The following is a 21,252-nucleotide window of genomic DNA, read 5'->3' on the forward strand; positions in this document are numbered from 1 at the left end:
AAACGCCCGGTTACATTCCGAACCCGGAAGCTAAGCCTTACAGCGCCGATGGTACTGCAGGGGGGACCCTGTGGGAGAGTAGGACACCGCCGAACAATCTTTGAGGACCCCTGGTCACCAGCGTTCAGCTGGGACCAGGGGTCCTTTTGTTTTTACAATGCTTGCGGTACCGAAGACAGGAGTCACCATGTCCACCAACTCTCCCGACGAGCGACCGGAGCGCGACCAGCGGCGACGGGACAGTGGTGACCGCGGTGACCGTGGCGGCTACCGAGGTGGCCCGCAGCGCGGCAACGACCGTGGTGAGCGCGGCGGTTACGGCCGCCGAGACGATCGTGGCGGCGATCGGGGCGGCGACCGCGGCCGTGGTTTCCGGCGCGACGGGGACCGGCCGTCGTATCGCCGTGACGACCGTGGCGAGCGCACCGACCGGGGTGATCGAGGCGAGCGGCGTGACGACGACCGTCGCCATCGCCGCGACGACGATCGTGGCGAGCGTGGCGGATACGGCGGGTACGCCCGCCGCGACGACCGCGGTGGCCAGCGGGGCCGTGATGACCGCGACCGCGGTGGCTTCCGCCGGGACGACCGCGGAGGCTTCCGTGGCCGGGACGACCGCGACCGAGGCTTCCGGCGGGACGACCGTCGCGACGACCGGCGCGGTGGAGAACGCCCCGACTTCCGCCGCGATGACCGCCGTGATGACCGTGACCGTGGTTTCCGGCCTGGTGACCGGCGGGACGACCGTGACCGTGGTTTCCGCCGTGATGACCGCCGTGATGACCGTGACCGTGGTTTCCGACGTGATGACCGGCGCGATGACCGGGACGGTGGCTTCCGCCGGGACGACCGCCGTGACGACCGTGACCGTGGGTTTCGCCGGGACGACCGGCGGGACGACCGGCGCGGTGGAGAACGCCCCGACTTCCGCCGTGATGACCGCCGTGATGACCGTGACCGTGGTTTCCGACGTGATGACCGGCGGGATGACCGCGACCGTGGTTTCCGTCCGGATGATCGCGGTGAGCGCGGTGGATACCGTGGGCGTGACGACCGCCGTGACGACCGCCGTGACGACCGTCGCGACGATCGGCGTGAGTTCCGGCGTGACGACCGCGGTGACCGTGGTGACCGCGGTGGGTTCCGCGCTCGGGACGAGCGCCGTGACGATCGGCGTGATGACCGCCGTGACGATCGGCGGGACGATCGGGGGCGTGGATTTCGTCGGGATGACCGGGGTGGCCGGCCCGGTGGTGGGTTCCGTGGTCGGGACGATCGGCGCGGTGGCGGGGGCCGCTTCCGTGAGGACCGTGAGCGCGACCGGGACCGTGAGCCGATCAAGCGGCTGCCGATCCCGGAGGACGTCACGGGTGACGAGATCGACAAGGACGTACGGCAGGAGCTGCAGAGCCTGCCCAAGACGCTCGCCGACGACGTCGCCAGGAACCTGGTGATGGTGGCCCGGCTGATCGACGAGGACCCCGAGGGCGCGTACGGGTACTCCAAGGTGGCCCTGCGGCTGGCGTCGCGTGTCGCCGCCGTACGGGAGGCGGCCGGGTTCGCCGCGTACGCCAACCAGAAGTACGCGGAGGCGCTTGCCGAGTTCCGGGCGGCGCGGCGGATGACGGGGAACGTCGACCTGTGGCCCGTGATGGCCGACTGCGAGCGCGGGCTGGGCCGGCCGGAGAAGGCGCTCGACATGGCCGGCGCCCCCGAGGTGCACAAGCTGGACAAGGCGGGGCAGGTCGAGATGCGGCTGGTCGCGGCCGGCGCCCGGCGCGACATGGGCCAGCTGGACGCGGCCATCGTGACGCTGCAGAGCCCCGAGCTGGCCTCCAACTCGGTACAGCCGTGGACCGCGCGCCTGCGGTACGCCTACGCGGACGCGCTGCTCGCCGCCGGTAGGGAGGACCAGGCCCGCGAGTGGTTCGCCAAGGCAGTCGAGGCCGACCGGGACGGCAGCACGGACGCCTCGGACCGGCTGGCCGAGCTGGACGGCGTGGAGTTCGTCGACGCGCTGGACGAGCAGGTGGGCGCCGAGGACGACGCCGGCGCCGAGGGACCGCGCGGTGCCGCGGCGAAGGAAGAGCAGGAAGAGAAGGAAGAGCTGGAAGACGACGGCGACAAGGACTGACGCCCGCCGTCGAAAGAGGCCCGGGTCGAAAGGAACCCGCGCCGGATCCTTTCGGCCCGGGCCCCGGTGGTTCAGAGGTCCAGGACCCGCAGGACCAGGCCCGAGGCCGGCTTCGGGCCGAACGACGTCGACTTGCGGGGCATCGTCACGCCCTGCCGGGCCAGGTCGCGTACGACGTCCTCGTGGACCGGGTGCATCAGGACCGCCGTGCCACCGTCGCGCTCCGCCTTCGCGACGGTGGCGGCCGTGTCGTGGATGTAGGCGATGTGCGCCGGTGAGTCCTCGGGGATGCGCCAGACGTGGTCGAGGAGCGTGGCGTGCAGGACCGTGGCGTCCAGGCCGCGCCAGGCGGCGGGGCGGTCGGCGGGCACCGTACGGGCCAGCAGGCCGGGGTCCGGGCGGTCGACGAGGTGGAAGGCGCCGTCGCCCGCGAGCAGGAAGGCGTTGCCGGCGTACGCCGCCTCGGCCAGGGCCGCCAGCGCCTGCGGCAGCGGCGTCGTCAGGTGGCGTACCCGGAAGAGTCCGTCCAGGGCGGACAGCGCGCTCGCCACCGGCAGCCGGTGCAGCAGCCGGTGGATGGCGCGGACGCGCAGCGGATAGCGGGCCGTGTCCACCAGCAGGACCAGTCCGTAGTCCCAGGGGCTCGGCGACGGGTGCTCCGCGCGCAGCCGCAGACAGGTGGCCCAGCGGTGGTGGCCGTCGGCGATCAGGGCCTGGTGGTGGGCGAGGTCCGTCTGCACGCGGGCCACGTCGTCCGGGTCGGTGACCGACCACAGGAGGTGGCGGAAGCCGTCCTCGGTGGTCGTGGCGAGCAGCGGGGCGCGCAGCGTGGTGCGTTCCACGACATCGGCGGCGGAGCCGTTGCCGTGGTAGGTCAGGAGCAGCGGTTCGAGGTTGGCGCAGGTGGCGCGCATCAGGGCGGCGCGGTCCGCGACGACGGGCGGCATGACCTCCTCGTGCGGCAGGACGACGCCCTCGGCCGGTTCCGACAGGCGCAGGGCGCCGATGATGCCGCGCTGGAGCATGCCGTCGCCGTCGCGCTGCTCGTAGATGTACAGCCCCGGTTCGGGGTCGGGGGCCAGCACGCCCTCGGCCCGCCAGTGGTGCAGGGTCTCGGCCGCCTGTTTGTTGCTTTCGGTGGGCGTGTCCGCCTGCGGAAGAATCAGCCGGACGATGTTGTGGGGATCGGCCGACTGGAGGTGTCGCACGCCGTCCGGACGGACCACGACGTCGTACGGCGGGGACGTCACGGCGGCCAGACTTCCGACCCGTTCGGGGTCGTAGCGCAGGCCGCGGAACGGGGTGAGTTCCAGGCCGCGGCGCGTCTTTGCTTCCGGGTGACCTGCTGTCTTCATCCCGGCATCGTACGTGCGTCGGTCCCATGCGGGATGATCGGAGGAAAACGGCGCAGCGAGGAGCGATGCGGAATGAGCCAGGGCGTCAGGACGAGGCCCGAGGGCAGTGGGCGGCCCCTGAGCGAGGCGTACGACACGGCACTGCTCGATCTGGACGGGGTGGTGTACGCGGGTGGGAACGCCATCGTGCACGCGGTCGAGTCACTGGCGGCGGCCCGCACGGGCGGGATGCATCTGGCGTACGTCACGAACAACGCGCTGCGCACCCCGGACACCGTGGCCGCGCACCTGACCGAGCTGGGTATCCCGACCGGGGCCGACGACGTCGTCACCTCCGCGCAGGCGGTGGCGCGGCTGATCGGCGAGCAGGTGCCGCCGGGCGCGCGGGTGCTGGTGATCGGCGGTGAGGGGCTGCGGTCGGCGCTGCGCGAGCGCGGTCTGCGGCCGGTGGAGTCCGCGGACGACGACCCGGCGGCGGTCGTGCAGGGCTACGGCGGTCCTGACCTGCCCTGGGGCCGTTTCGCTGAGGCGTGCTACGCCGTCGCGCGCGGTGTGCCGTGGTTCGCGTCCAACACGGATCTGACGATTCCCAGCGCGCGCGGGATCGCCCCGGGCAACGGTGCGGCGGTGGAGGTGGTGCGGATCGCCACGGGCGCCGAGCCGCAGGTGGCCGGGAAGCCGCTGCCGCCCATGCACCGGGAGACGATCCTGCGGACCGGGGCGGTGCGTCCGCTGGTCGTCGGGGACCGGCTGGACACGGACATCGAGGGCGCGTTCAACGGCGGCGTCGACTCGCTGCTTGTGCTGACGGGCGTCACCGACGCCGCACAGCTGCTCGCCGCGCCGCCCCGGCACCGGCCCACCTATGTGGACGCCGACCTGCGCGGTCTGCTCACGGGACAGCCCGAGGTCGCCGAGGACGGCGCGGGTTTTTGCTGCGCGGGCTGGACGGCGACGGCCACCGACGGCAGGCTGGAGCTGACGGGCGACGGCGCGGCGGTGGACGGGCTGCGCGCCCTGTGCGCGGCGGCCTGGACGGCGGCCGGCCCGGGTTCCTGCGAGCTGGACGGGGGTAAGGCGCTGGCGCGGCTCGCGCTCTGAGGCGGGCGGCCGGGCGGGACTCCGCATCGAGAAGTGATGCGAGGGTAGGCTAACCTAACCTCGTGTTGGTCGACAGTCCTCCCGAAGAGCGCTCGGGGCATGCCTCCGCGCCCCCAACCCGCCGTACGGCGCGGGCCCTTGGGCTCCTCGTCGCCGTCGCGATGCTGCTGCTCGTCGCCTTGGCGAGCATCGCCATCGGGGCGAAAGAGCTGTCGCTTGAGCAGGTCTGGCACGGACTGTTCCACGATACGGGCACCTACGGCGATGTGGTCGTCGACCAGCGGCTGTCCCGCACCGTTCTCGGGCTGCTCGCCGGCGCCGCGCTCGGCCTGTCCGGGGCGGTGTTGCAGGCGCTCACCCGCAACCCGCTGGCGGACCCCGGACTGCTCGGCATCAACGCGGGCGCGTCCGCCGCGGTCGTCACGGCCATGACCTTCTTCGGCGTCACCAGCCTGAACGGCTACCTGTGGTTCGCTTTCGCGGGCGCCGCCGCCGTCGGCGCGCTCGTGTGGTTCCTCGGCGGCAGCCGGAGCGCCACCCCCGTGCGGCTCGCGCTCGCCGGTACGGCGATCAGCGCCGCCCTGTACGGCTATCTCCAGGCCGTGATGATCACGGACGACGCGGCGCTGGGCAAGATGCGCTTCTGGACGGTGGGTTCACTGGCCTCGGCCACCGACTCGACCATCGTGCAGGTCCTGCCGTTCCTCGCCTCCGGCACGGTCCTCGCGCTGCTGCTCGCCCGGCCGTTGAACGCCGTCGCCATGGGCGACGACACCGCCCGCGCCCTCGGCGCCAACCTCAACCGCACCCGCGCGCTGGCCATGCTCGCCGCGACCGTGCTGTGCGGCGCCGCGACCGCGGCCTGCGGACCCATCGTGTTCGTCGGCCTGATGGTGCCGCACGCCGTGCGCTCCTTCACCGGCCCCGACCTGCGCTGGATCCTGCCGTACGCGACCGTCCTGTCGCCCGTGCTGCTGCTCGGCGCCGATGTCCTCGGGCGGGTCGTCGCGCGCCCCGCGGAACTCCAGGTGGGCATCGTCACCGCGGTCATCGGCGGCCCGGTCTTCATCTTTCTCGTACGACGGCGGAGGACGGCGCAGCTGTGAAGACCCATCAGACGAACCGTGCGAGCCGTGCGGGCCGTGACGTGCGCGCCGTGCGCACCCCCGGAGGGCTCTCCCTGCGGCTGGATCCCCGCGCCCTGATCGTCGTCGTCCTGCTGCTCGTCGCCGCAGGGACCGCGAGCGTGCTGCTGATCGGCACCGGCGACGCCGCGATCCCGGCCGGTGACGTGCTGCGCACGCTCGTCGGGAACGGCACCCCGTTCCAGGAGCTCATCGTCAACGAGCTGCGGCTGCCGCGCGTCCTGGTCGGCCTGCTGGTCGGCGCCTCGCTCGGCCTCGGCGGCGCCCTGTTCCAGTCCGTGTCGCGCAACCCGCTGGGCAGCCCGGACGTGCTGGGCCTCTCGCAGGGCTCCACGGCGGGCGCGCTCGTCGTGATCGTGCTGATGTCCGGGTCCGCCGCCTCGGTCACCGTCGGCGCGCTCGCCGGCGGTCTGCTCACCGGGCTCGCCATCTACCTGCTCGCCTGGAAGCGGGGCGTGCACGGATACCGGCTGGTCCTGGTCGGCATCGGCGTCAACGCGGTCGTCACCGCCGTCAACGGCTATCTGCTCACCAAGGCCGACCTGGTCGACGCCGCCCGCGCCGTCGTGTGGATGACGGGGTCCCTCAACGGCCGGGACTGGAGCCAGGTCTGGCCGCTGCTCGGGCTGTGCGCCGTTCTCGTACCGGTCGTCCTCGTCAACGCGCGGGGGCTGCGGATGACGGAGATGGGCGATGACGTCTCGTACGCCCTCGGAGTCCGTGTCGAGCGGGTACGGATGCTGATGCTGGTGGCGGCCGTGCTGCTGACCGCGGCCGCGACCGCCGCCGCGGGGCCCGTCAGTTTTGTGGCGCTCACCGCGCCGCAGCTCGCCCGGCGCCTGACCCGCTCGCCGGGTCCCAACCTGGTGCCCGCCCTGTGCATGGGCGCCGCCCTGCTGGTCACCGCCGACTGGGCCGCGCAGCGCGTCTTCGGCGCCGACCAGTTGCCCGTCGGCGTGGTCACCGGCGTCCTCGGTGGCGGCTATCTGCTGTGGCTGCTGGTCACCGAGCGCAGGGCGGGCCGGATATGAGCGGCGTCCACGAAACCGGCGGGGCACCGCACGAGAACACCCGAAGGAGCACCGTGAACCGCCTGTCCGCCGAGAACGTCACCCTCGCCTACGACCAGCGCGTCATCGCCGAGCAGTTGTCGGTGGAGATCCCCGACAACTCCTTCACGGTGATCGTCGGCCCGAACGCGTGCGGCAAGTCGACCCTGCTGCGGGCGCTGTCGCGGATGCTGAAGCCGGCCACGGGCCGGGTGCTCCTGGACGGGCAGGTCATCCAGTCGATGCCCGCGAAGCAGGTCGCGCGCACCCTGGGCCTGCTGCCCCAGTCGTCCATCGCGCCCGACGGGATCACCGTGGGCGATCTGGTGGGCCGCGGCCGGTATCCGCACCAGGGGATCCTGCGCCAGTGGTCGGCCGAGGACGAGCGGGTGGTGCGGGAGTCCATGGCCCAGACCGGCGTCGCCGAGCTGGCCGACCGCTACGTCGACGAGCTGTCCGGCGGTCAGCGGCAGCGGGTGTGGATCGCGATGGCGCTGGCCCAGCAGACCCCGCTGCTGCTGCTCGACGAGCCGACCACCTACCTGGACATCCAGCACCAGATCGACGTCCTCGACCTGTGCGCCGAACTCCACGAGCAGCAGGGCCGCACCCTGGTCGCGGTGCTGCACGACCTCAACCACGCGGCCCGGTACGCCACCCATCTCATCGCCCTGCGGGGCGGCCGGGTCATCGCCGAGGGCGCGCCGGACGACGTGGTCACCGCCGACCTGGTGGAGGAGGTCTTCGGACTGCGCTGCCAGGTCATCGACGACCCGGAGACGGGCACCCCGCTGGTGGTCCCGGCGGCCCGCAAGGCACGCGCACGCGTGCCGGCCGGCGACGCCTCCTGAGTCCCGCCGGGGGCCTGGTCGCCGTGCGGGCGTCCTGGAGGGGGCCGCGGGCCGGGCCTCGCCGGGTCTAGAGGAGATTCCGCAGCCGGAACAGGTCGAGCAGGTTCGCCTCCAGCTTCACCCGGCCCGAGCCCCACGCCTTGGCGAAATGCAGCTCGCCGTCGACCAGGTCCACCAGGTCCTCACCGGCCATGGCGAGTCTGATCTGCGCCTTCGAGACCGGCGGCCCCTGGCGGGTGTCGTCGATCTCGATCCGGCCGCCGGTCATCCGGCCGGTGAAGGTGACGTCCAGGTCGGTGATGTGACAGCTCACCGAACGGTCCAGGGACGCGGCGTCGCGGACGTCGCCCTCCGCCGACTGCATGCTGTCCGAGAGTTTTTCGAGTGCGGCGCGGCACTCCTCGATCGTGGCCATCGCGACCGACGGTACCCCAGGGCTTCGGGGTAGCGTCTGGGCATGAGCGACACTGCCCCCGAGACCGGGCCCCGGGCGGACGCGACGGTTCCGGAACCGCGGCCCCCGGTCCGGACCGGGAACGAGAACCCGTACGAGACCCAGTACGACACCCCGCACGAGGACCCGTACGAGCCAGGGGACGAGCACCGGCCCAAGGCCGGGGCCGGGCCCGGGTACGAGCCGTCAGACGGGTCCGGGCCCGGGTCCCGCACCGCCGGCGAACCGGAGCCCGACCCGGCCGCCCCGGCACCGCTGAACGTCCCGCGCACCCCCACCGGCTCCGCCGACGTCGACGCCGGCCTCGAGCGGCTGGCCGACGCCGACCACCTCGCCACGGACGGCCACATCGAGGTGTACGAGGATGTACACAGGGGCCTGCGCGACGCGCTCACCGCGCTCGACGCCCGCCCCGGTCCGCCGGCGCCCCCGAGGCCGTACGAAGTCAGGAGCTGAACCGAACGTGGCAGGAGTCGCACGCCGCCGTCTCGACGCGGAACTGGTCCGCCGCAAGCTCGCGCGCTCGCGCGAGCACGCGAGCCAGCTGATCACCGCCGGCCGCGTGTCCGTCGGCAAGACCGTCGCGACCAAGCCCGCCACCCAGGTCGAGACCGCGGCGGCGATCGTCGTCGCGGCCGACGACGGCGATCCGGAGTACGTCTCCCGGGGCGGCCACAAGCTCGCCGGGGCACTCGCGGCCTTCGTGCCGCGAGGGCTCCTCGTCGAGGGCCGGCGGGCGCTGGACGCCGGCGCGTCCACCGGCGGCTTCACCGATGTCCTGCTGCGCGCGGGCGTCGCACACGTCGTCGCCGTCGACGTCGGATACGGACAACTCGCCTGGTCCCTCCGCAACGATGAACGCGTCACCGTCAAGGACCGTACGAACGTACGCGAGTTGACGCTTGAAGCGATCGATGGGGAGCCTGTGGATCTTGTCGTGGGGGATCTGTCCTTCATCCCGCTCGGGCTGGTGCTGCCCGCCCTGAAGCGGTGTGTGACGCCGGACGCCGACCTGGTGATGATGGTCAAGCCGCAGTTCGAGGTGGGCAGGGAGCGGCTGGGCAGCGGGGGAGTGGTGCGCAGCCCGCAGCTGCGCGCCGAGGCCGTGCGCGCGGTGGCCGCCAGGGCGTGGGAGCTGGGACTCGGCGCCCACGCAGTCACCGCGAGTCCGCTGCCCGGGCCGTCCGGCAATGTCGAATACTTTCTCTGGCTGCGGGCCGGGGCACCGGAACTGGACCCGGCCGACGTTGACCGTGCAGTGGCGGAGGGGCCGCGTTGACAGACAACCACGCTCGTACTGTTTTCCTGCTCGCCCACACCGGGCGCCCCGCGGCGATCCGCAGCGCCGAACTGGTGGTCAAGGGGCTGCTGCGGTCCGGCATCGGAGTGCGGGTGCTGGAGCACGAGGCGATCGACCTGCCGCTGCCGGAGGAGGTCCAACTGGTCAAGGAGGCGACCCCGCAGTGCCTCGACGGCTGCGAGCTGCTGATCGTCCTCGGCGGAGACGGGACGCTGCTGCGCGGCGCGGAGTTCGCGCGGGCCTCCGGAGTGCCGATGCTCGGCGTCAACCTCGGCAGCGTCGGCTTCCTCGCGGAGGCCGAGCGGGACGACCTCGACAAGGTCGTCGACCGGGTGGTGAGCAAGGCGTACGAGGTCGAGGAGCGGATGACCGTCGACGTCGTCGTGCACCGCAACGGGGACATCGTGCACACGGACTGGGCGCTGAACGAGGCCGCCGTGCAGAAGATGTCCGCCGAGAAGCTGCTGGAGGTCGTGCTGGAGATCGACGGGCGGCCGGTGACCGGCTTCGGCTGCGACGGGATCGTGCTGTCGACGCCCACCGGGTCGACCGCTTACGCCTTCTCGGCCGGCGGGCCCGTGGTGTGGCCCGAGGTGGAGGCGCTGCTCATGGTGCCGATCTCCGCGCACGCGCTGTTCGCGAAGCCGCTGGTGACCTCGCCGGATTCGGTGCTCGCGGTCGAGGTGCTGCCGCACATCCAGCCGGGGGTGCTGTGGTGCGACGGGCGGCGCACCATCGAACTGCCGCCCGGCGCGCGGGTCGAGGTGCGCCGGGGTGCGGTGCCGGTGCGGCTGGCGCGGCTGCACCACGCGTCGTTCACCGACCGGCTGGTGGCCAAGTTCGCGCTGCCGGTCTCCGGGTGGCGGGGGGCCCCTCGCTAGGCGCTCCGCTGGGTGGGGCCGTGTCGCGTTGTTGTTCGTCTGCGGCTGCGTTGTGGCTGGTCGCGCCCCTTCGGGGGCGCGGCACTCGTGTGGGTGACGGGCGTCGGCGATGCGTAATCGTCACCTGCGCCTTCACACGATGGGGGCGGGGGCCGTCGCACTTCTCCGCTCGGACCTCGTATGGTCGTGTCCGTGTTGGAGGAGATGCGGATACGGTCGCTCGGAGTCATCGACGACGCCGTCGTCGAGCTGTCGCCCGGGTTCACCGCCGTCACCGGTGAGACGGGTGCCGGCAAGACCATGGTGGTCACCAGCCTGGGACTGCTGCTGGGCGGGCGCGCGGATCCGGCGCTCGTGCGGATCGGCGCCGAGAAGGCCGTGGTCGAGGGGCGGGTGACCGTCCCGGCGGACGCGTCCGCCGCCGTGCGCGCGGAGGAGGCCGGGGCCGAGCTGGACGACGGGGCGCTGCTCATCAGCCGTACCGTCTCCGCCGAGGGACGCTCGCGGGCCCACCTCGGCGGGCGCAGCGTACCCGTCGGGGTGCTCGCCGAGCTGGCCGACGAACTGGTCGCCGTGCACGGGCAGACCGACCAGCAGGGGCTGCTGAAGCTGTCCCGGCAGCGGCAGGCGCTGGACCGGTACGCGGGCGACGCGGTCGCCGGGCCGCTCGCCAAGTACGCGGAGGCGTACCGGCGGCTGCGGGCGGTCGCGACCGAGCTGGAGGAGATCGTCACACGCGCGCGTGAGCGCGCCCAGGAAGCCGACATGCTGCGCTACGGGCTCGACGAGATCACCGGCGTCGAGCCCCGGCCCGGCGAGGACGTGGAACTCGCGGAGGAGGCGGAACGGCTCGGGCACGCCGAGGCGCTGTCCTCGGCCGCGACCGCCGCGCACGCCGCCCTCGCGGGCAACCCCGAGGACCCCGAGGGCATCGACGCGGCGACCCTCGTCGCGGGCGCGCACCGCGCCCTGGAGGCCGTACGCTCCCACGACCCGGCGCTGGCCTCGCTCGCCGACCGGATCGGCGAGATCGGGATCCTGCTGGGTGACGTGGCGGGCGAGCTGGCCGGGTACGCCGACGACCTGGACGCCGATCCGCTGCGGCTCGCGGCCGTGGAGGAGCGCAGGGCCGCCCTTGGCGCCCTGACGCGCAAGTACGGCGAGGACATCAGCGCCGTGCTCGCCTGGGCCGAGCAGGGCGCCGCGCGGCTGACCGAACTCGACGGCGACGACGAGCGGATCGACGAGCTGACCGCGGAGCGGGACGCGCTGCGCAGCGAACTGGGCGGTCTCGCACAGGCGTTGACGGACGCGCGTACGGAGGCCGCGGAACGGTTCGCCGCCGCCGTGACCGCCGAGCTGGCCTCGCTCGCCATGCCGCACGCGCGGGTCTCCTTCGCCATCCGGCAGACCGAGGACCCGGAAGGCGTCGAGGTCGGCGGGCGCGCGGTCGCCTACGGGCCGTCGGGCGTGGACGAGGTGGAACTGCTGCTCGCCCCGCACCCGGGCGCGCCGCCCCGGCCCATCGCCAAGGGGGCGTCCGGCGGTGAGCTGTCGCGCGTGATGCTCGCCGTGGAGGTCGTCTTCGCGGGCACGGACCCGGTGCCGACGTACCTCTTCGACGAGGTCGACGCCGGTGTCGGCGGTAAGGCGGCGGTGGAGATCGGGCGCCGGCTGGCCCGGCTCGCCAGGACGGCGCAGGTCGTGGTCGTCACCCACCTTCCGCAGGTCGCCGCCTTCGCCGACCGGCAGTTGCTCGTCGAGAAGACCAACGACGGCTCGGTGACCCGGTCCGGCGTGAAGGCACTGGAAGGCGAGGACCGCATTCGCGAGCTGTCCCGGATGCTGGCCGGTCAGGAGGACTCCGAGACGGCGCGCGCACACGCGGAGGAACTGCTGGCCACGGCCCGGGCCGACGGATAGCGGCGGGGCGCCGGGGACACTGCGGTGATCACCGGTGGCCGGGCCGGCGGGACCCGCGTCCTCGCCGCCGCGCTCACCCGCGCGGTGGGCGCCGTGCTGCGCGCCACGGCGCCGGGCGGCCGGGAGCGCCGGAAGCGGACCAACTGCGCCGGGCGCACCGTCCCGGCAGGGTGATGCGAGCTGACGGGACGCTCGGAGGCGACCGGAGGGTTCGGCCTCGCTGAGTGGCCCGAGGGGGCCGGTGGGGTTCGGGTGGGGGTTCGGGGGGTCGCTCGTGTGGGTGATGCGCTCCGGCGCACTGCGCCGGTCCTGCGCGCCCCGCGCCTGCCCCGATTTCCCGCAACGCCCGTCTGAGCTGGCATCCTTGGCGGGGAAGCCGGTGCGCGTGGGAGGCGCGCGCGGACCACCCCCGCCACCCGATACCTTCTGTACGTTTCTTCGTACCCGCCCCACGCCGAATCAGGAGCCCCGGCCACGTGACCCCCGTGAGCAGTACCGCACCGCACGGACAGTCGCCGCTGCGCACCGTCCAAGTGCTGGGCGGGGGCAACGCCGGCAGCAGCGCGCACGTGCGGTCGCTGGCCGCGGGACTGGTCGCGCGGGGCGTGCGGGTCACGGTGTGCGCGCCCGTCGACGCCGATCACGCGTACGACTTCAGCGGTGTCGGCGCCGACCACGTCCACGTCCCGCGCAGCAGCGACCCGGCGTCCGTGGCCGCGCTGCGCGCCGCCTGCACCGGCGCCGACCTGGTGCACGCTCACGGGCTGCACGCCTCCTTCCGCACCGTGCTGGCGCTCAGCGGACGCCGTACCCCGCTCGTGGTCACCTGGCACGACCGGGTGCAGGCCGAGGGGGCCCGCGCGCATCTGCTGCGGATGCTGGAGCGCAGGGTGGCGCGGGCCGCCACCGTGCTGCTCGGCACCTCCTCGGACCTGGTGGACGCGGCCCGCAGCACCGGCGCCCGGGACGCCCGGCTCGCCGGGGTCTCCCTGGCCCGGCCGAGCCGCGCCGCCGAACCCGCGGAACCGGACCCGCCGTCCCCCAAGGTGCGGGCCGAACTCGGCGCCACCGGCCGCCCGTTGCTCGTCGCCGTCGGCTCCCTCGACCGGTACCGCGGATACGACGTGCTGCTGGACGCGGCGCGCGCCTGGCGCGGCCTCGACCCCGTACCGCTGCTCGTCATCGCGGGCGAGGGCCCGCTGCGCGGCGAGTTGACGCGCCGCATCGAGGACGAGGAACTGCCGGTCCGGCTCATCGGACGCAGCGAGGACGCCGGCGGGCTGCTCGCCGCCGCCGACATCGCGCTGCTGTGCAGCAGATGGGAGTCCCGGCCCGTGCTCGCCCAGGAGGCGCTGCACGCGGGCGTGCCGCTCGTCGCGACCGCCGTCGGCGGCATCCCCGACCTGGTCGGCGATGCGGCCGAACTCGTCCCGTACGGCGACCCGGACGCGCTCGCCGACGCCGTCGTCCGGTTGCTCGGCGACCCCGAACGCCGTGAACGGCTCAGGGACAAGGGCGTACGACAGACCGCCTGCTGGCCAACCGAGGACGAGACGGTCGCCCAGGTCCTCAGCGTCTACGACGAGTTGACCCAGCCGCAGCCGATGGCCTGAGCACCGTCAGGGCACGTGCCGGCGTGCCCGGAGGGCCAGGCTCAGGGCCAGCACGGTCTGCGGGTCGTCCAGGTCGGTGCCCAGCAACTCCCCGATGCGGGCGAGCCGGTTGTACAGGGTCTGCCGGTTCAGATGCAGCTCGCGGGCGGTCTCGGCCTTGCGGCCCGCGTGCGCCAGATAGGTCTCCAGCGTGGGCAGCAACGGCGGCTTGGACCGGCGGTCGTGCTCGCGCAGCGGACCGATCGCCCGGTCCACGAAGGCCGCCAGGTCCGGGTGGTCGCGCAGCCGCCACAGCAGGAGGTCGATGTCCAGCCGGCGCGCGTCGTACCAGGGGCGGTCCGCGAGGCCCTGCGCCGCCGTCGCCGCCTCCGCCGCGTGCCGCAGCCCGGCCGGCACGGACGCCCAGCCGCCGGCGACCCCGACCACCACCACGGGCGGCCGGGCACCGGGCCGGTGCAGGCCCGCCCGCTCCACCCCGGCCCGCAGCGCCACGGCGACCCGGTCCGCGACCGCCGGCCGCTCCGCCTCCGAGCGCAGCCCCAGCAGCAGCGGGACCCGGCCCTCGACCGGCCGCACGCCCAGCAGCACCGGCATGCCCAGCGCGGCCAGCTCCTCCGCGACCGCGCGGGCCAGGACGGCCCAGCCGCCGCTCGCGGTGCCCGCGCCCGGCGCCAGGGTCTCGCCGAGCCGCATCACGACCGGCAGCAGCGGGCTGTTGCCGGGCTTGAAGCCCAGCACCCGGGCCTGCGCGGGCGCGTCCTCGGCGGCGATACGGCCCTCCGCGAGGTCGCTGAGGAAGTCGCCCCGGCCGCGCGCCGCCAGCTCCTCCTCCTGGCGTGCCTGCATCAGCACCACGGCCAGGATGCCCGCGGCCTGCTCGGCGGCCATGCGGTGCACGGGCGCCAGGGGGGCGCGCACCGGGAGCAGCACGAGCCGGGCGCGCACCGACCCCGGACCCGGGCCGCCCCCCGGCACGTCCACCAGCACCGAACCGGCGGGCGGCGGGGCGTCCTGGTGCTGGCCGCGCAGCCCCTCCCACACCTGGAGCGGGTCCGCGCCCTCGGGCCCGGCCCCGGCCGCGTACAGCAGCCGGCCGTCCGCGGTCTCCAGGAAGACCGGGTTGCCGCTGGAGCCGGCCAGGATCTCCAGCACCTGCGGCACCCCGCCGCCGCCCAGCAGGGCCTGGGTGCAGCGCCGGTGCACCTCCTCGGCGCGCTGGAGCAGCGCGTAGTGGCCGTTGACGATCTCGGTGTGTATCTCCTCGGTGACCGCCACGAACGGCACCTCGCGGTGCAGCTGTACAAGCGGCAGCCCGGCGCCGCGGGCGCTGTCCACCACGGCGGCGGGCAGCCGGGTGAACCGCGGGCCCAGCTCCACCACGAGCGCGGCGATGCCGCGCTCGGCGAGGGTGCGTACGAACGCCCGCTGCTCGGCGGGCCGGGTGCCGAGTCCGTAGCCCGTGGTGAGCAGCAGCTCGCCGCCCTTGAGCAGGGAGGCGATGTTGGGCACCTCGCCCGCGTGCACCCAGCGGACCGTGCGCCCCAGCCGGTCGGCGCCCGCCAGGATCTCCGGGAGCCCGCTGCGCAGCCCAGGCAGTTCGAGCGCCCGCTGAACGGTGATCCCGGCGCCCTGCGTGTCGAGTCCGCTGCCCGCTGTGCTGTCCGTACGGCTGTCCATGCAGCGGACGCTACCTGCGCGAACCCGTTCCGGACATCTTTCGGTCCCGGCTACACCGGCCGGATGTTGTGGTTGTACCGGAACACGTTGTCCGGGTCGTAGCGGCGCTTGACCTTGGCCAGCCGCAGGGTGTTCCCGGCGCCAAGACCCGCCCGCACCCGCTCGGGTCCCTCGTCGCCGATGAGGGTGAGGCAGACGGCCCCGGTCCGCCACGGTCCGACGTCGGCGCGGGCGTCCCGGACCCAGGCCGCGGCCCGCTCGTCGTCGGCCGGGTCCGCCCATATCGCGCAGGGGTGCACCAGCCAGGGTGCGCGCCGGTGGGCCAGCGGCAGTTCGGCGGGGCCCGCGGCGCAGGCGCCGCCCCGCGCGAGAAGCAGGTACCGGCTGCCGGTCGCCGCAGGCATGCGGCGTGCGCGGGCGCAGAAGACGTCCACCAGGTCGTCGGGCAGCTCCGTCAGGCACTCCGCCGACCAGTGGTGGCGCAGCCCCGGCGGCACGGCGGCCGGGAACGGGGCGGCGGCGTACGGCATCGGCCCGGCGAAGTCCGCCTCGTGGGGGAGCGCGAGCAGCGGCGCGGCGAGCCGGCGCAGCGCCGTCGGTCCGCCCGCGTACGTCAGCAGGGCCGCGCACACCGGCCGCCCGGTCAGGCGCTCCGGCAGGTAGGGCGCGGGGGTGCCGGTGGTGTACAGGACGGCGCCGCCCGCCTCGTCGGGGCCGGTGGCGATGATCTCGCGGTAGGCGCGCACCAGGTCGCCGCCGTGCTCCGGCCGGCCCACGACCAGGGCGAGGGAGAACTCGGGCAGGGCGTGCAGGCCCAGGGTGAGCGCGGTGGCGACGCCGAAATTGCCGCCGCCGCCGTGCAGCGCCCAGAACAGCTCGGGGTTCTCGTCGGGGCTCGCCCGCACCCGCTCGGCGTCGGCCGTGACCAGCTCCACGCCGCGCAGGTCGTCGACGGCGGGCCCGAAGGCGCGGTCCAGCCGACCGGTGCCGCCGCCCAGCACGAAGCCCGCCACGCCGATGCCCGGGGCGCATCCGCCGCTGCTCGCCAGCCCGTGCCGCCCGGCGGCCCGGTCCAGATCGCGCAGGGTGGCCCCGCCCTCGACACGCGCCGTCGCCGCGTCGGGGCGCACCCTCACCCCGCGCATGCGCCGCAGATCGATCACGAGCGCCGCGTCGCCCAGGGCCGTGCCCGCCACCGCGTGCCCGCCGCCGCGCACCGCGATGTGCAGGTCCAGGTCCCGGCCGAAGCGCACGGCACGGACGACGTCCGCGGTGTCCGCGCACCGCGCGATCACCGCCGGACGCCGGTCGACGGCGGCGTTGAACACGGCACGGGCCGCGTCGTAGCCGGCGTCTGACGGGGCGAACACGTCACCGGTTAGATCCGCGCGCAGCGCGGCGAGTGCGGCGCCCGCCGTCGAGCGGAAACCCATGGCCGCCCCCTTCCCGGGCAGGGCGGGCTCGGTTTCCAGCCTAAGCGCTCCGCTGGAGATGCAGGGAGGCGTCGTCGCTCGTCTGCGGCACCGTTGTGGCTGGTCGCGCAGTTCCCCGCGCCCCTTCGGGGCGCTGTTGAACCGGTTCCGTTCAGCCGCCGTAGGCGCCCGAGGCCGTCAGGCGCAGGGCCGTGTCGATCAGCGGGACGTGGCTGAAGGCCTGCGGGAAGTTGCCGACCTGGCGCTTGCGGGTCGGGTCCCACTCCTCGGCGAGCAGACCGAGATCGTTGCGCAGCGACAGCAGCTTCTCGAACAGCTTGCGTGCCTCGTCCACGCGTCCGATCATCGCGAGGTCGTCCGCCATCCAGAACGAGCAGGCGAGGAAGGCGCCCTCGTCGCCCGGGAGGCCGTCGACGCCCTTGTGCTCGCCCTCGGTGGGGTAGCGCAGGATGAAGCCGTCCGGGGTGGACAGCTCCCGCTGGATCGCCTCGATGGTGCCGATGACCCGCTTGTCGTCGGGCGGCAGGAAGCCCATCTGCGGGATCAGCAGCAGGGAGGCGTCCAGCTCCTTGGAGCCGTATGACTGCGTGAAGGTGTTGCGTTCCTTGTCGTAGCCCCGCTCGCACACGTCCCGGTGGATGTCGTCGCGCAGTTCGCGCCAGCGCTCCAGCGGGCCGTCCGCGTCACCGGACTCGATCAGCTTGATGGTGCGGTCCACCGCGACCCAGGCCATCACCTTGGAGTGCACGAAGTGGCGGCGCGGGCCGCGCACCTCCCAGATGCCCTCGTCCGGCTCGTCCCAGTGGTCCTCCAGGTAGCGGATCAGCTTCAGCTGGAGCAGCGAGGCGTAGTCGTTGCGGGCCAGGCCGGTCATATGGGCCAGGTGCAGGGCCTCGGTGACCTCGCCGTACACGTCGAGCTGGAGCTGGTGTGCGGCGCCGTTGCCGACCCGGACCGGGGCGGACTTCTCGTAGCCGGGCAGCCAGTCCAGTTCCGCCTCGCCCAGCTCGCGCTCGCCCGCGATGCCGTACATGATCTGCAGGTTCTCCGGGTCGCCCGCCACCGCCCGCAGCAGCCACTCGCGCCAGGCGCGGGCCTCCTCGCGGTAGCCGGTGCGCAGCAGCGAGGACAGGGTGATCGCCGCGTCCCGCAGCCAGGTGTAGCGGTAGTCCCAGTTGCGTACGCCGCCGATGTCCTCGGGCAGGGACGTGGTGGGCGCGGCGACGATGCCGCCCGTCGGGGCGTACGTCAGGGCCTTCAGGGTGATCAGGGAGCGGATCACCGCCTCCCGGTAGGGCCCGTGGTAGGTGCAGTGCTCGACCCACTCGCGCCAGAACTCCTCGGTCGCCTCCAGCGACTGCTCCGGCTCGGGCAGCGCCGGCGGTTCCCGGTGCGAGGGCTGCCAGGAGATGGTGAACGCGATCCGGTCGCCGGGGGCGACGGTGAAGTCGGCGTACGTCGTGAGCGACTTGCCGTAGGTCTCCGCGGTGGTGTCGAACCACACCGAGTCCGGTCCTGCGACCGCGACCGTGCGCCCGTCGTGCTTGTGCACCCAGGGCACGACCCGGCCGTAGGAGAAGCGCATCCGCAGGGCGGAGCGCATGGGCACCCGGCCGGTGACGCCCTCGACGATCCTGATCAGCTGCGGGGCGCCGTCACGCGGGGGCATGAAATCCGTCACGCGGACGGTGCCGCGTGGGGTGTCCCACTCGGATTCCAGGATCAGCGAGTCGCCGCGGTAGGTGCGCCGGGCGGCCGTGGGCGGCTGGGCGTCGGCGGCGTGGGCGGGGCCGAGCCGCCAGAATCCGTGTTCCTCGGTGCCCAGCAGGCCGGCGAAGATGGCATGCGAGTCGAAGCGGGGCAGGCACAGCCAGTCCACTGTGCCGTCCCGGCAGACCAGCGCAGCGGTCTGCATGTCTCCGATGAGTGCGTAATCTTCGATGCGCCCGGCCACGTGCAACTCCAGTCGAACGGCCACGTCACCCCGGAACGGGGTTGTCGCTAATTGCGGTCAAGGGGTGTTGTTATGCGTCGTTGAGCTTTGAAGCAAATCAGTCGTCCGGCCCTGAGGCAAAACGACGATCACAACTCAACGAACTGACGAGCTCTCGTTGTTCCGGTGGATACGGGCGGGGGTGTGCCGTCTTGCCGGCCGGGCTCGGCAGCGAGTGTCCGAGCAGGATACGACGCACGTAGATGATCTGCGTGCCGCTCCGGGCAACCTGTATGAGCCGAACGAGTGAGCAATGGGTGAGAACCGGGTAAGCGGTGCGTGCCCGTGTCGACGTGTGTGCGGAGCGTGGCCGGAAGCCAGGCCCCCACGGCGCTGATACCCTGGTAGCCCGTGGACCGGTGGGCGCCCCCCGACGGACATACTGACGATAAGGGGTCCCCCGAACCGCGGCGACGGCACCCCGGAAGTCTCCGGACCGGAGCCGCACCGCACCCCCAGACCGCGACCACGGGAGCCCCCTCTTGGCCATGCCGCCCGCTGCTTTTAGGACCAACACAGCCACGACGACCAAGCACATCTTCGTCACCGGGGGTGTCGCCTCCTCGCTCGGCAAGGGCCTCACCGCCTCCAGCCTCGGCATGCTGCTCAAGGCCCGGGGCCTGCGCGTCGTGATGCAGAAGCTCGACCCGTACCTGAACGTCGACCCGGGCACGATGAACCCCTTCCAGCACGGTGAGGTGTTCGTCACCAACGACGGCGCCGAGACCGACCTGGACATCGGACACTACGAGCGGTTCCTCGACCGCGACCTGGACGGCAGCGCCAATGTCACCACCGGCCAGGTCTACTCGACCGTGATCGCCAAGGAGCGGCGCGGCGAGTACCTGGGCGACACGGTGCAGGTCATCCCGCACATCACCAACGAGATCAAGCACCGCATCCGGCGCATGGCCACCGACGAGGTGGACGTCGTGATCACCGAGGTGGGCGGCACCGTCGGCGACATCGAGTCGCTGCCCTTCCTGGAGACCGTCCGCCAGGTGCGGCACGAGGTGGGCCGGGACAACGTCTTCGTCGTACACATCTCGCTGCTTCCCTACATCGGACCCTCCGGTGAGCTGAAGACCAAGCCGACCCAGCACTCGGTCGCGGCCCTCCGGAACATCGGTATCCAGCCTGATGCCATTGTCCTGCGCTGCGACCGCGAGGTGCCCACCGCGATCAAGCGCAAGATCTCGCTGATGTGCGACGTCGACGAGGCCGCCGTGGTCGCCTGCCCCGACGCCCGCTCGATCTACGACATCCCGAAGGTCGTGCACACCGAGGGCCTGGACGCCTACGTCGTCCGCAAGCTCGACCTGCCCTTCCGCGACGTGGACTGGACGACCTGGGACGACCTGCTCGACCGCGTCCACAACCCCGAGCACGAGATCACCCTCGCGCTGGTCGGCAAGTACATCGACCTGCCCGACGCCTATCTCTCGGTCACCGAGGCGCTGCGCGCGGGCGGCTTCGCCAACCGGGCCCGAGTGAAGATCAAGTGGGTCACCTCCGACGACTGCAAGACCCCGGCCGGCGCCGAGGCCCAGCTCGCCGACGTCGACGGCATCTGCATCCCGGGCGGCTTCGGCGACCGCGGCGTGCTCGGCAAGGTCGGCGCGATCCGCTACGCCCGCGAGAACCGGATCCCGCTGCTCGGCCTGTGCCTGGGCCTGCAGTGCATCGTGATCGAGGCCGCGCGCAACCTGGCCGGCATCCCGGACGCCAACTCCACCGAGTTCGACTCGGCCACCGGCCACCCGGTCATCTCCACCATGGCCGAACAGCTCGACATCGTCGCCGGCGACGGCGACATGGGCGGCACCATGCGGCTGGGCATGTACCCGGCGAAGCTGGCCGAGGGCTCCATCGTGCGCGAGGTCTACGACGGCAAGGAGTACGTCGAGGAGCGCCACCGCCACCGCTACGAGGTCAACAACGCCTACCGCGCGGAGCTGGAGAAGAAGGCGGGCATCGTGTTCTCCGGTACGTCGCCGGACGGCAAGCTCGTCGAGTACGTCGAGTACCCGCGCGAAGTGCACCCTTACCTGGTCGCCACGCAGGCGCACCCGGAGCTGCGCTCGCGCCCGACCCGGCCGCACCCGCTGTTCGCGGGCCTCGTGCAGGCCGCGGTGCGGCGGAGCGCGCTTCCGAGTGAGGGTGCGGAGCGCGATTCCGAGTAACACACCGGCGGTACGGTGGCCGGGGTGCGCCCGCACGGTGGGCGCCCCGGTTTCTCGTGTGCACGCGGAAGGACATCCCAATCGTGTTGTCAAGCCGCAGCCGTGACGGTAGGTGAAGCGTGATAGCACGCTCCGTCACGGATCATGGCCCACAGGACGT

At 73.1% G+C, this 21,252-nt stretch carries 18 protein-coding genes and 1 rRNA gene; 14 read left to right on the forward strand and 5 right to left on the reverse strand.

Annotation, left to right across the window (positions count from 1 at the left end; translation table 11 throughout):
* The 3 genes from rrf to ACIRFL_RS41625 all read left to right on the forward strand — a co-directional run.
* A 5S ribosomal RNA gene (gene rrf / locus ACIRFL_RS41615) occupies window positions 1-95 on the forward strand; the annotation flags it as partial.
* Window positions 96-245: 150 nt separating this feature from the next.
* Window positions 246-1,454, forward strand: a complete 1,209-nt coding sequence (locus ACIRFL_RS41620; RefSeq protein WP_404040348.1) for a hypothetical protein — start codon at window positions 246-248, stop codon at window positions 1,452-1,454.
* Window positions 1,346-2,134: a tetratricopeptide repeat protein gene (locus ACIRFL_RS41625; protein WP_404040339.1), complete on the forward strand. Its 789-nt coding sequence runs from the start codon at window positions 1,346-1,348 to the stop codon at window positions 2,132-2,134. The genes ACIRFL_RS41620 and ACIRFL_RS41625 overlap by 109 nt, the downstream gene beginning before the upstream one ends.
* Window positions 2,135-2,205: 71 nt before the next feature.
* Here the strand turns inward: ACIRFL_RS41625 and ACIRFL_RS41630 are convergent, their stop codons facing one another.
* A complete protein-coding gene (locus ACIRFL_RS41630) occupies window positions 2,206-3,489 on the reverse strand; it encodes a DUF1015 family protein (RefSeq protein ID WP_404040300.1) in 1,284 nt (427 codons plus the stop codon).
* A gap of 72 nt (window positions 3,490-3,561) precedes the next feature.
* On the opposite strand from ACIRFL_RS41630, the gene ACIRFL_RS41635 reads away from it, so the two are divergent.
* The 4 genes from ACIRFL_RS41635 to ACIRFL_RS41650 all read left to right on the forward strand — a co-directional run bounded on the left by ACIRFL_RS41635 (window position 3,562) and on the right by ACIRFL_RS41650 (window position 7,635).
* Window positions 3,562-4,590, forward strand: coding sequence for an HAD hydrolase-like protein (locus ACIRFL_RS41635; protein ID WP_404040303.1), 1,029 nt, complete (start codon window positions 3,562-3,564; stop codon window positions 4,588-4,590).
* Between the two features lie 62 nt (window positions 4,591-4,652).
* The gene (locus ACIRFL_RS41640; RefSeq protein WP_404040305.1) at window positions 4,653-5,696 is read left to right on the forward strand and encodes a FecCD family ABC transporter permease; all 1,044 of its coding nucleotides are present in this window, start codon (window positions 4,653-4,655) and stop codon (window positions 5,694-5,696) included.
* Window positions 5,693-6,766 (forward strand): FecCD family ABC transporter permease, encoded by a 1,074-nt coding sequence (locus ACIRFL_RS41645; RefSeq protein ID WP_404040308.1) that lies wholly within the window; start codon window positions 5,693-5,695, stop codon window positions 6,764-6,766. Before ACIRFL_RS41640 ends, ACIRFL_RS41645 begins: the two co-directional genes overlap by 4 nt.
* A complete protein-coding gene (locus tag ACIRFL_RS41650; protein WP_404040311.1) occupies window positions 6,763-7,635 on the forward strand; it encodes an ABC transporter ATP-binding protein in 873 nt (290 codons plus the stop codon). The genes ACIRFL_RS41645 and ACIRFL_RS41650 overlap by 4 nt, the downstream gene beginning before the upstream one ends.
* A 67-nt stretch (window positions 7,636-7,702) precedes the next feature.
* On the opposite strand, the gene ACIRFL_RS41655 is transcribed toward ACIRFL_RS41650, so the two are convergent.
* Entirely contained in the window at window positions 7,703-8,050 is a 348-nt protein-coding gene (locus ACIRFL_RS41655) for an SCP2 sterol-binding domain-containing protein (protein WP_404040314.1), read from the reverse strand.
* Window positions 8,051-8,092: 42 nt separating this feature from the next.
* On the opposite strand from ACIRFL_RS41655, the gene ACIRFL_RS41660 reads away from it, so the two are divergent.
* From ACIRFL_RS41660 to ACIRFL_RS41685, 6 genes are all read left to right on the forward strand, one after another.
* Window positions 8,093-8,545, forward strand: coding sequence for a hypothetical protein (locus ACIRFL_RS41660; RefSeq protein ID WP_404040317.1), 453 nt, complete (start codon window positions 8,093-8,095; stop codon window positions 8,543-8,545).
* A 7-nt stretch (window positions 8,546-8,552) separates the two neighbouring features.
* The gene (locus ACIRFL_RS41665; protein ID WP_404040320.1) at window positions 8,553-9,368 is read left to right on the forward strand and encodes a TlyA family RNA methyltransferase; all 816 of its coding nucleotides are present in this window, start codon (window positions 8,553-8,555) and stop codon (window positions 9,366-9,368) included.
* Window positions 9,365-10,270: an NAD kinase gene (locus ACIRFL_RS41670; RefSeq protein ID WP_404040323.1), complete on the forward strand. Its 906-nt coding sequence runs from the start codon at window positions 9,365-9,367 to the stop codon at window positions 10,268-10,270. Before ACIRFL_RS41665 ends, ACIRFL_RS41670 begins: the two co-directional genes overlap by 4 nt.
* A 180-nt stretch (window positions 10,271-10,450) precedes the next feature.
* Entirely contained in the window at window positions 10,451-12,193 is a 1,743-nt protein-coding gene (gene recN / locus ACIRFL_RS41675; RefSeq protein ID WP_404040325.1) for a DNA repair protein RecN, read from the forward strand.
* A gap of 24 nt (window positions 12,194-12,217) precedes the next feature.
* On the forward strand, window positions 12,218-12,367 hold the full coding sequence (locus ACIRFL_RS41680) for a hypothetical protein (protein ID WP_404040328.1): 150 nt from the start codon (window positions 12,218-12,220) through the stop codon (window positions 12,365-12,367).
* Between the two features lie 302 nt (window positions 12,368-12,669).
* Entirely contained in the window at window positions 12,670-13,806 is a 1,137-nt protein-coding gene (locus ACIRFL_RS41685) for a glycosyltransferase family 4 protein (protein ID WP_404040331.1), read from the forward strand.
* A gap of 6 nt (window positions 13,807-13,812) precedes the next feature.
* Here the strand turns inward: ACIRFL_RS41685 and ACIRFL_RS41690 are convergent, their stop codons facing one another.
* The 3 genes from ACIRFL_RS41690 to ACIRFL_RS41700 all read right to left on the reverse strand — a co-directional run bounded on the left by ACIRFL_RS41690 (window position 13,813) and on the right by ACIRFL_RS41700 (window position 18,870).
* A complete protein-coding gene (locus tag ACIRFL_RS41690; RefSeq protein WP_404040334.1) occupies window positions 13,813-15,483 on the reverse strand; it encodes a PucR family transcriptional regulator in 1,671 nt (556 codons plus the stop codon).
* A 50-nt stretch (window positions 15,484-15,533) separates the two neighbouring features.
* Complete coding sequence (locus ACIRFL_RS41695; protein WP_404040336.1) at window positions 15,534-16,916, reverse strand: FAD-binding oxidoreductase; 1,383 nt, start codon at window positions 16,914-16,916, stop codon at window positions 15,534-15,536.
* A gap of 151 nt (window positions 16,917-17,067) precedes the next feature.
* Window positions 17,068-18,870 (reverse strand): glycoside hydrolase family 15 protein, encoded by a 1,803-nt coding sequence (locus ACIRFL_RS41700; RefSeq protein ID WP_404040342.1) that lies wholly within the window; start codon window positions 18,868-18,870, stop codon window positions 17,068-17,070.
* 527 nt (window positions 18,871-19,397) lie between these two features.
* Here ACIRFL_RS41700 and ACIRFL_RS41705 point away from each other — a divergent pair.
* Complete coding sequence (locus ACIRFL_RS41705) at window positions 19,398-21,092, forward strand: CTP synthase (RefSeq protein WP_404040345.1); 1,695 nt, start codon at window positions 19,398-19,400, stop codon at window positions 21,090-21,092.
* Window positions 21,093-21,252 lie beyond the last annotated feature (160 nt).

The organism is Streptomyces sp. NPDC102462, assembly GCF_044765425.1.
Classification (GTDB): domain Bacteria; phylum Actinomycetota; class Actinomycetes; order Streptomycetales; family Streptomycetaceae; genus Streptomyces.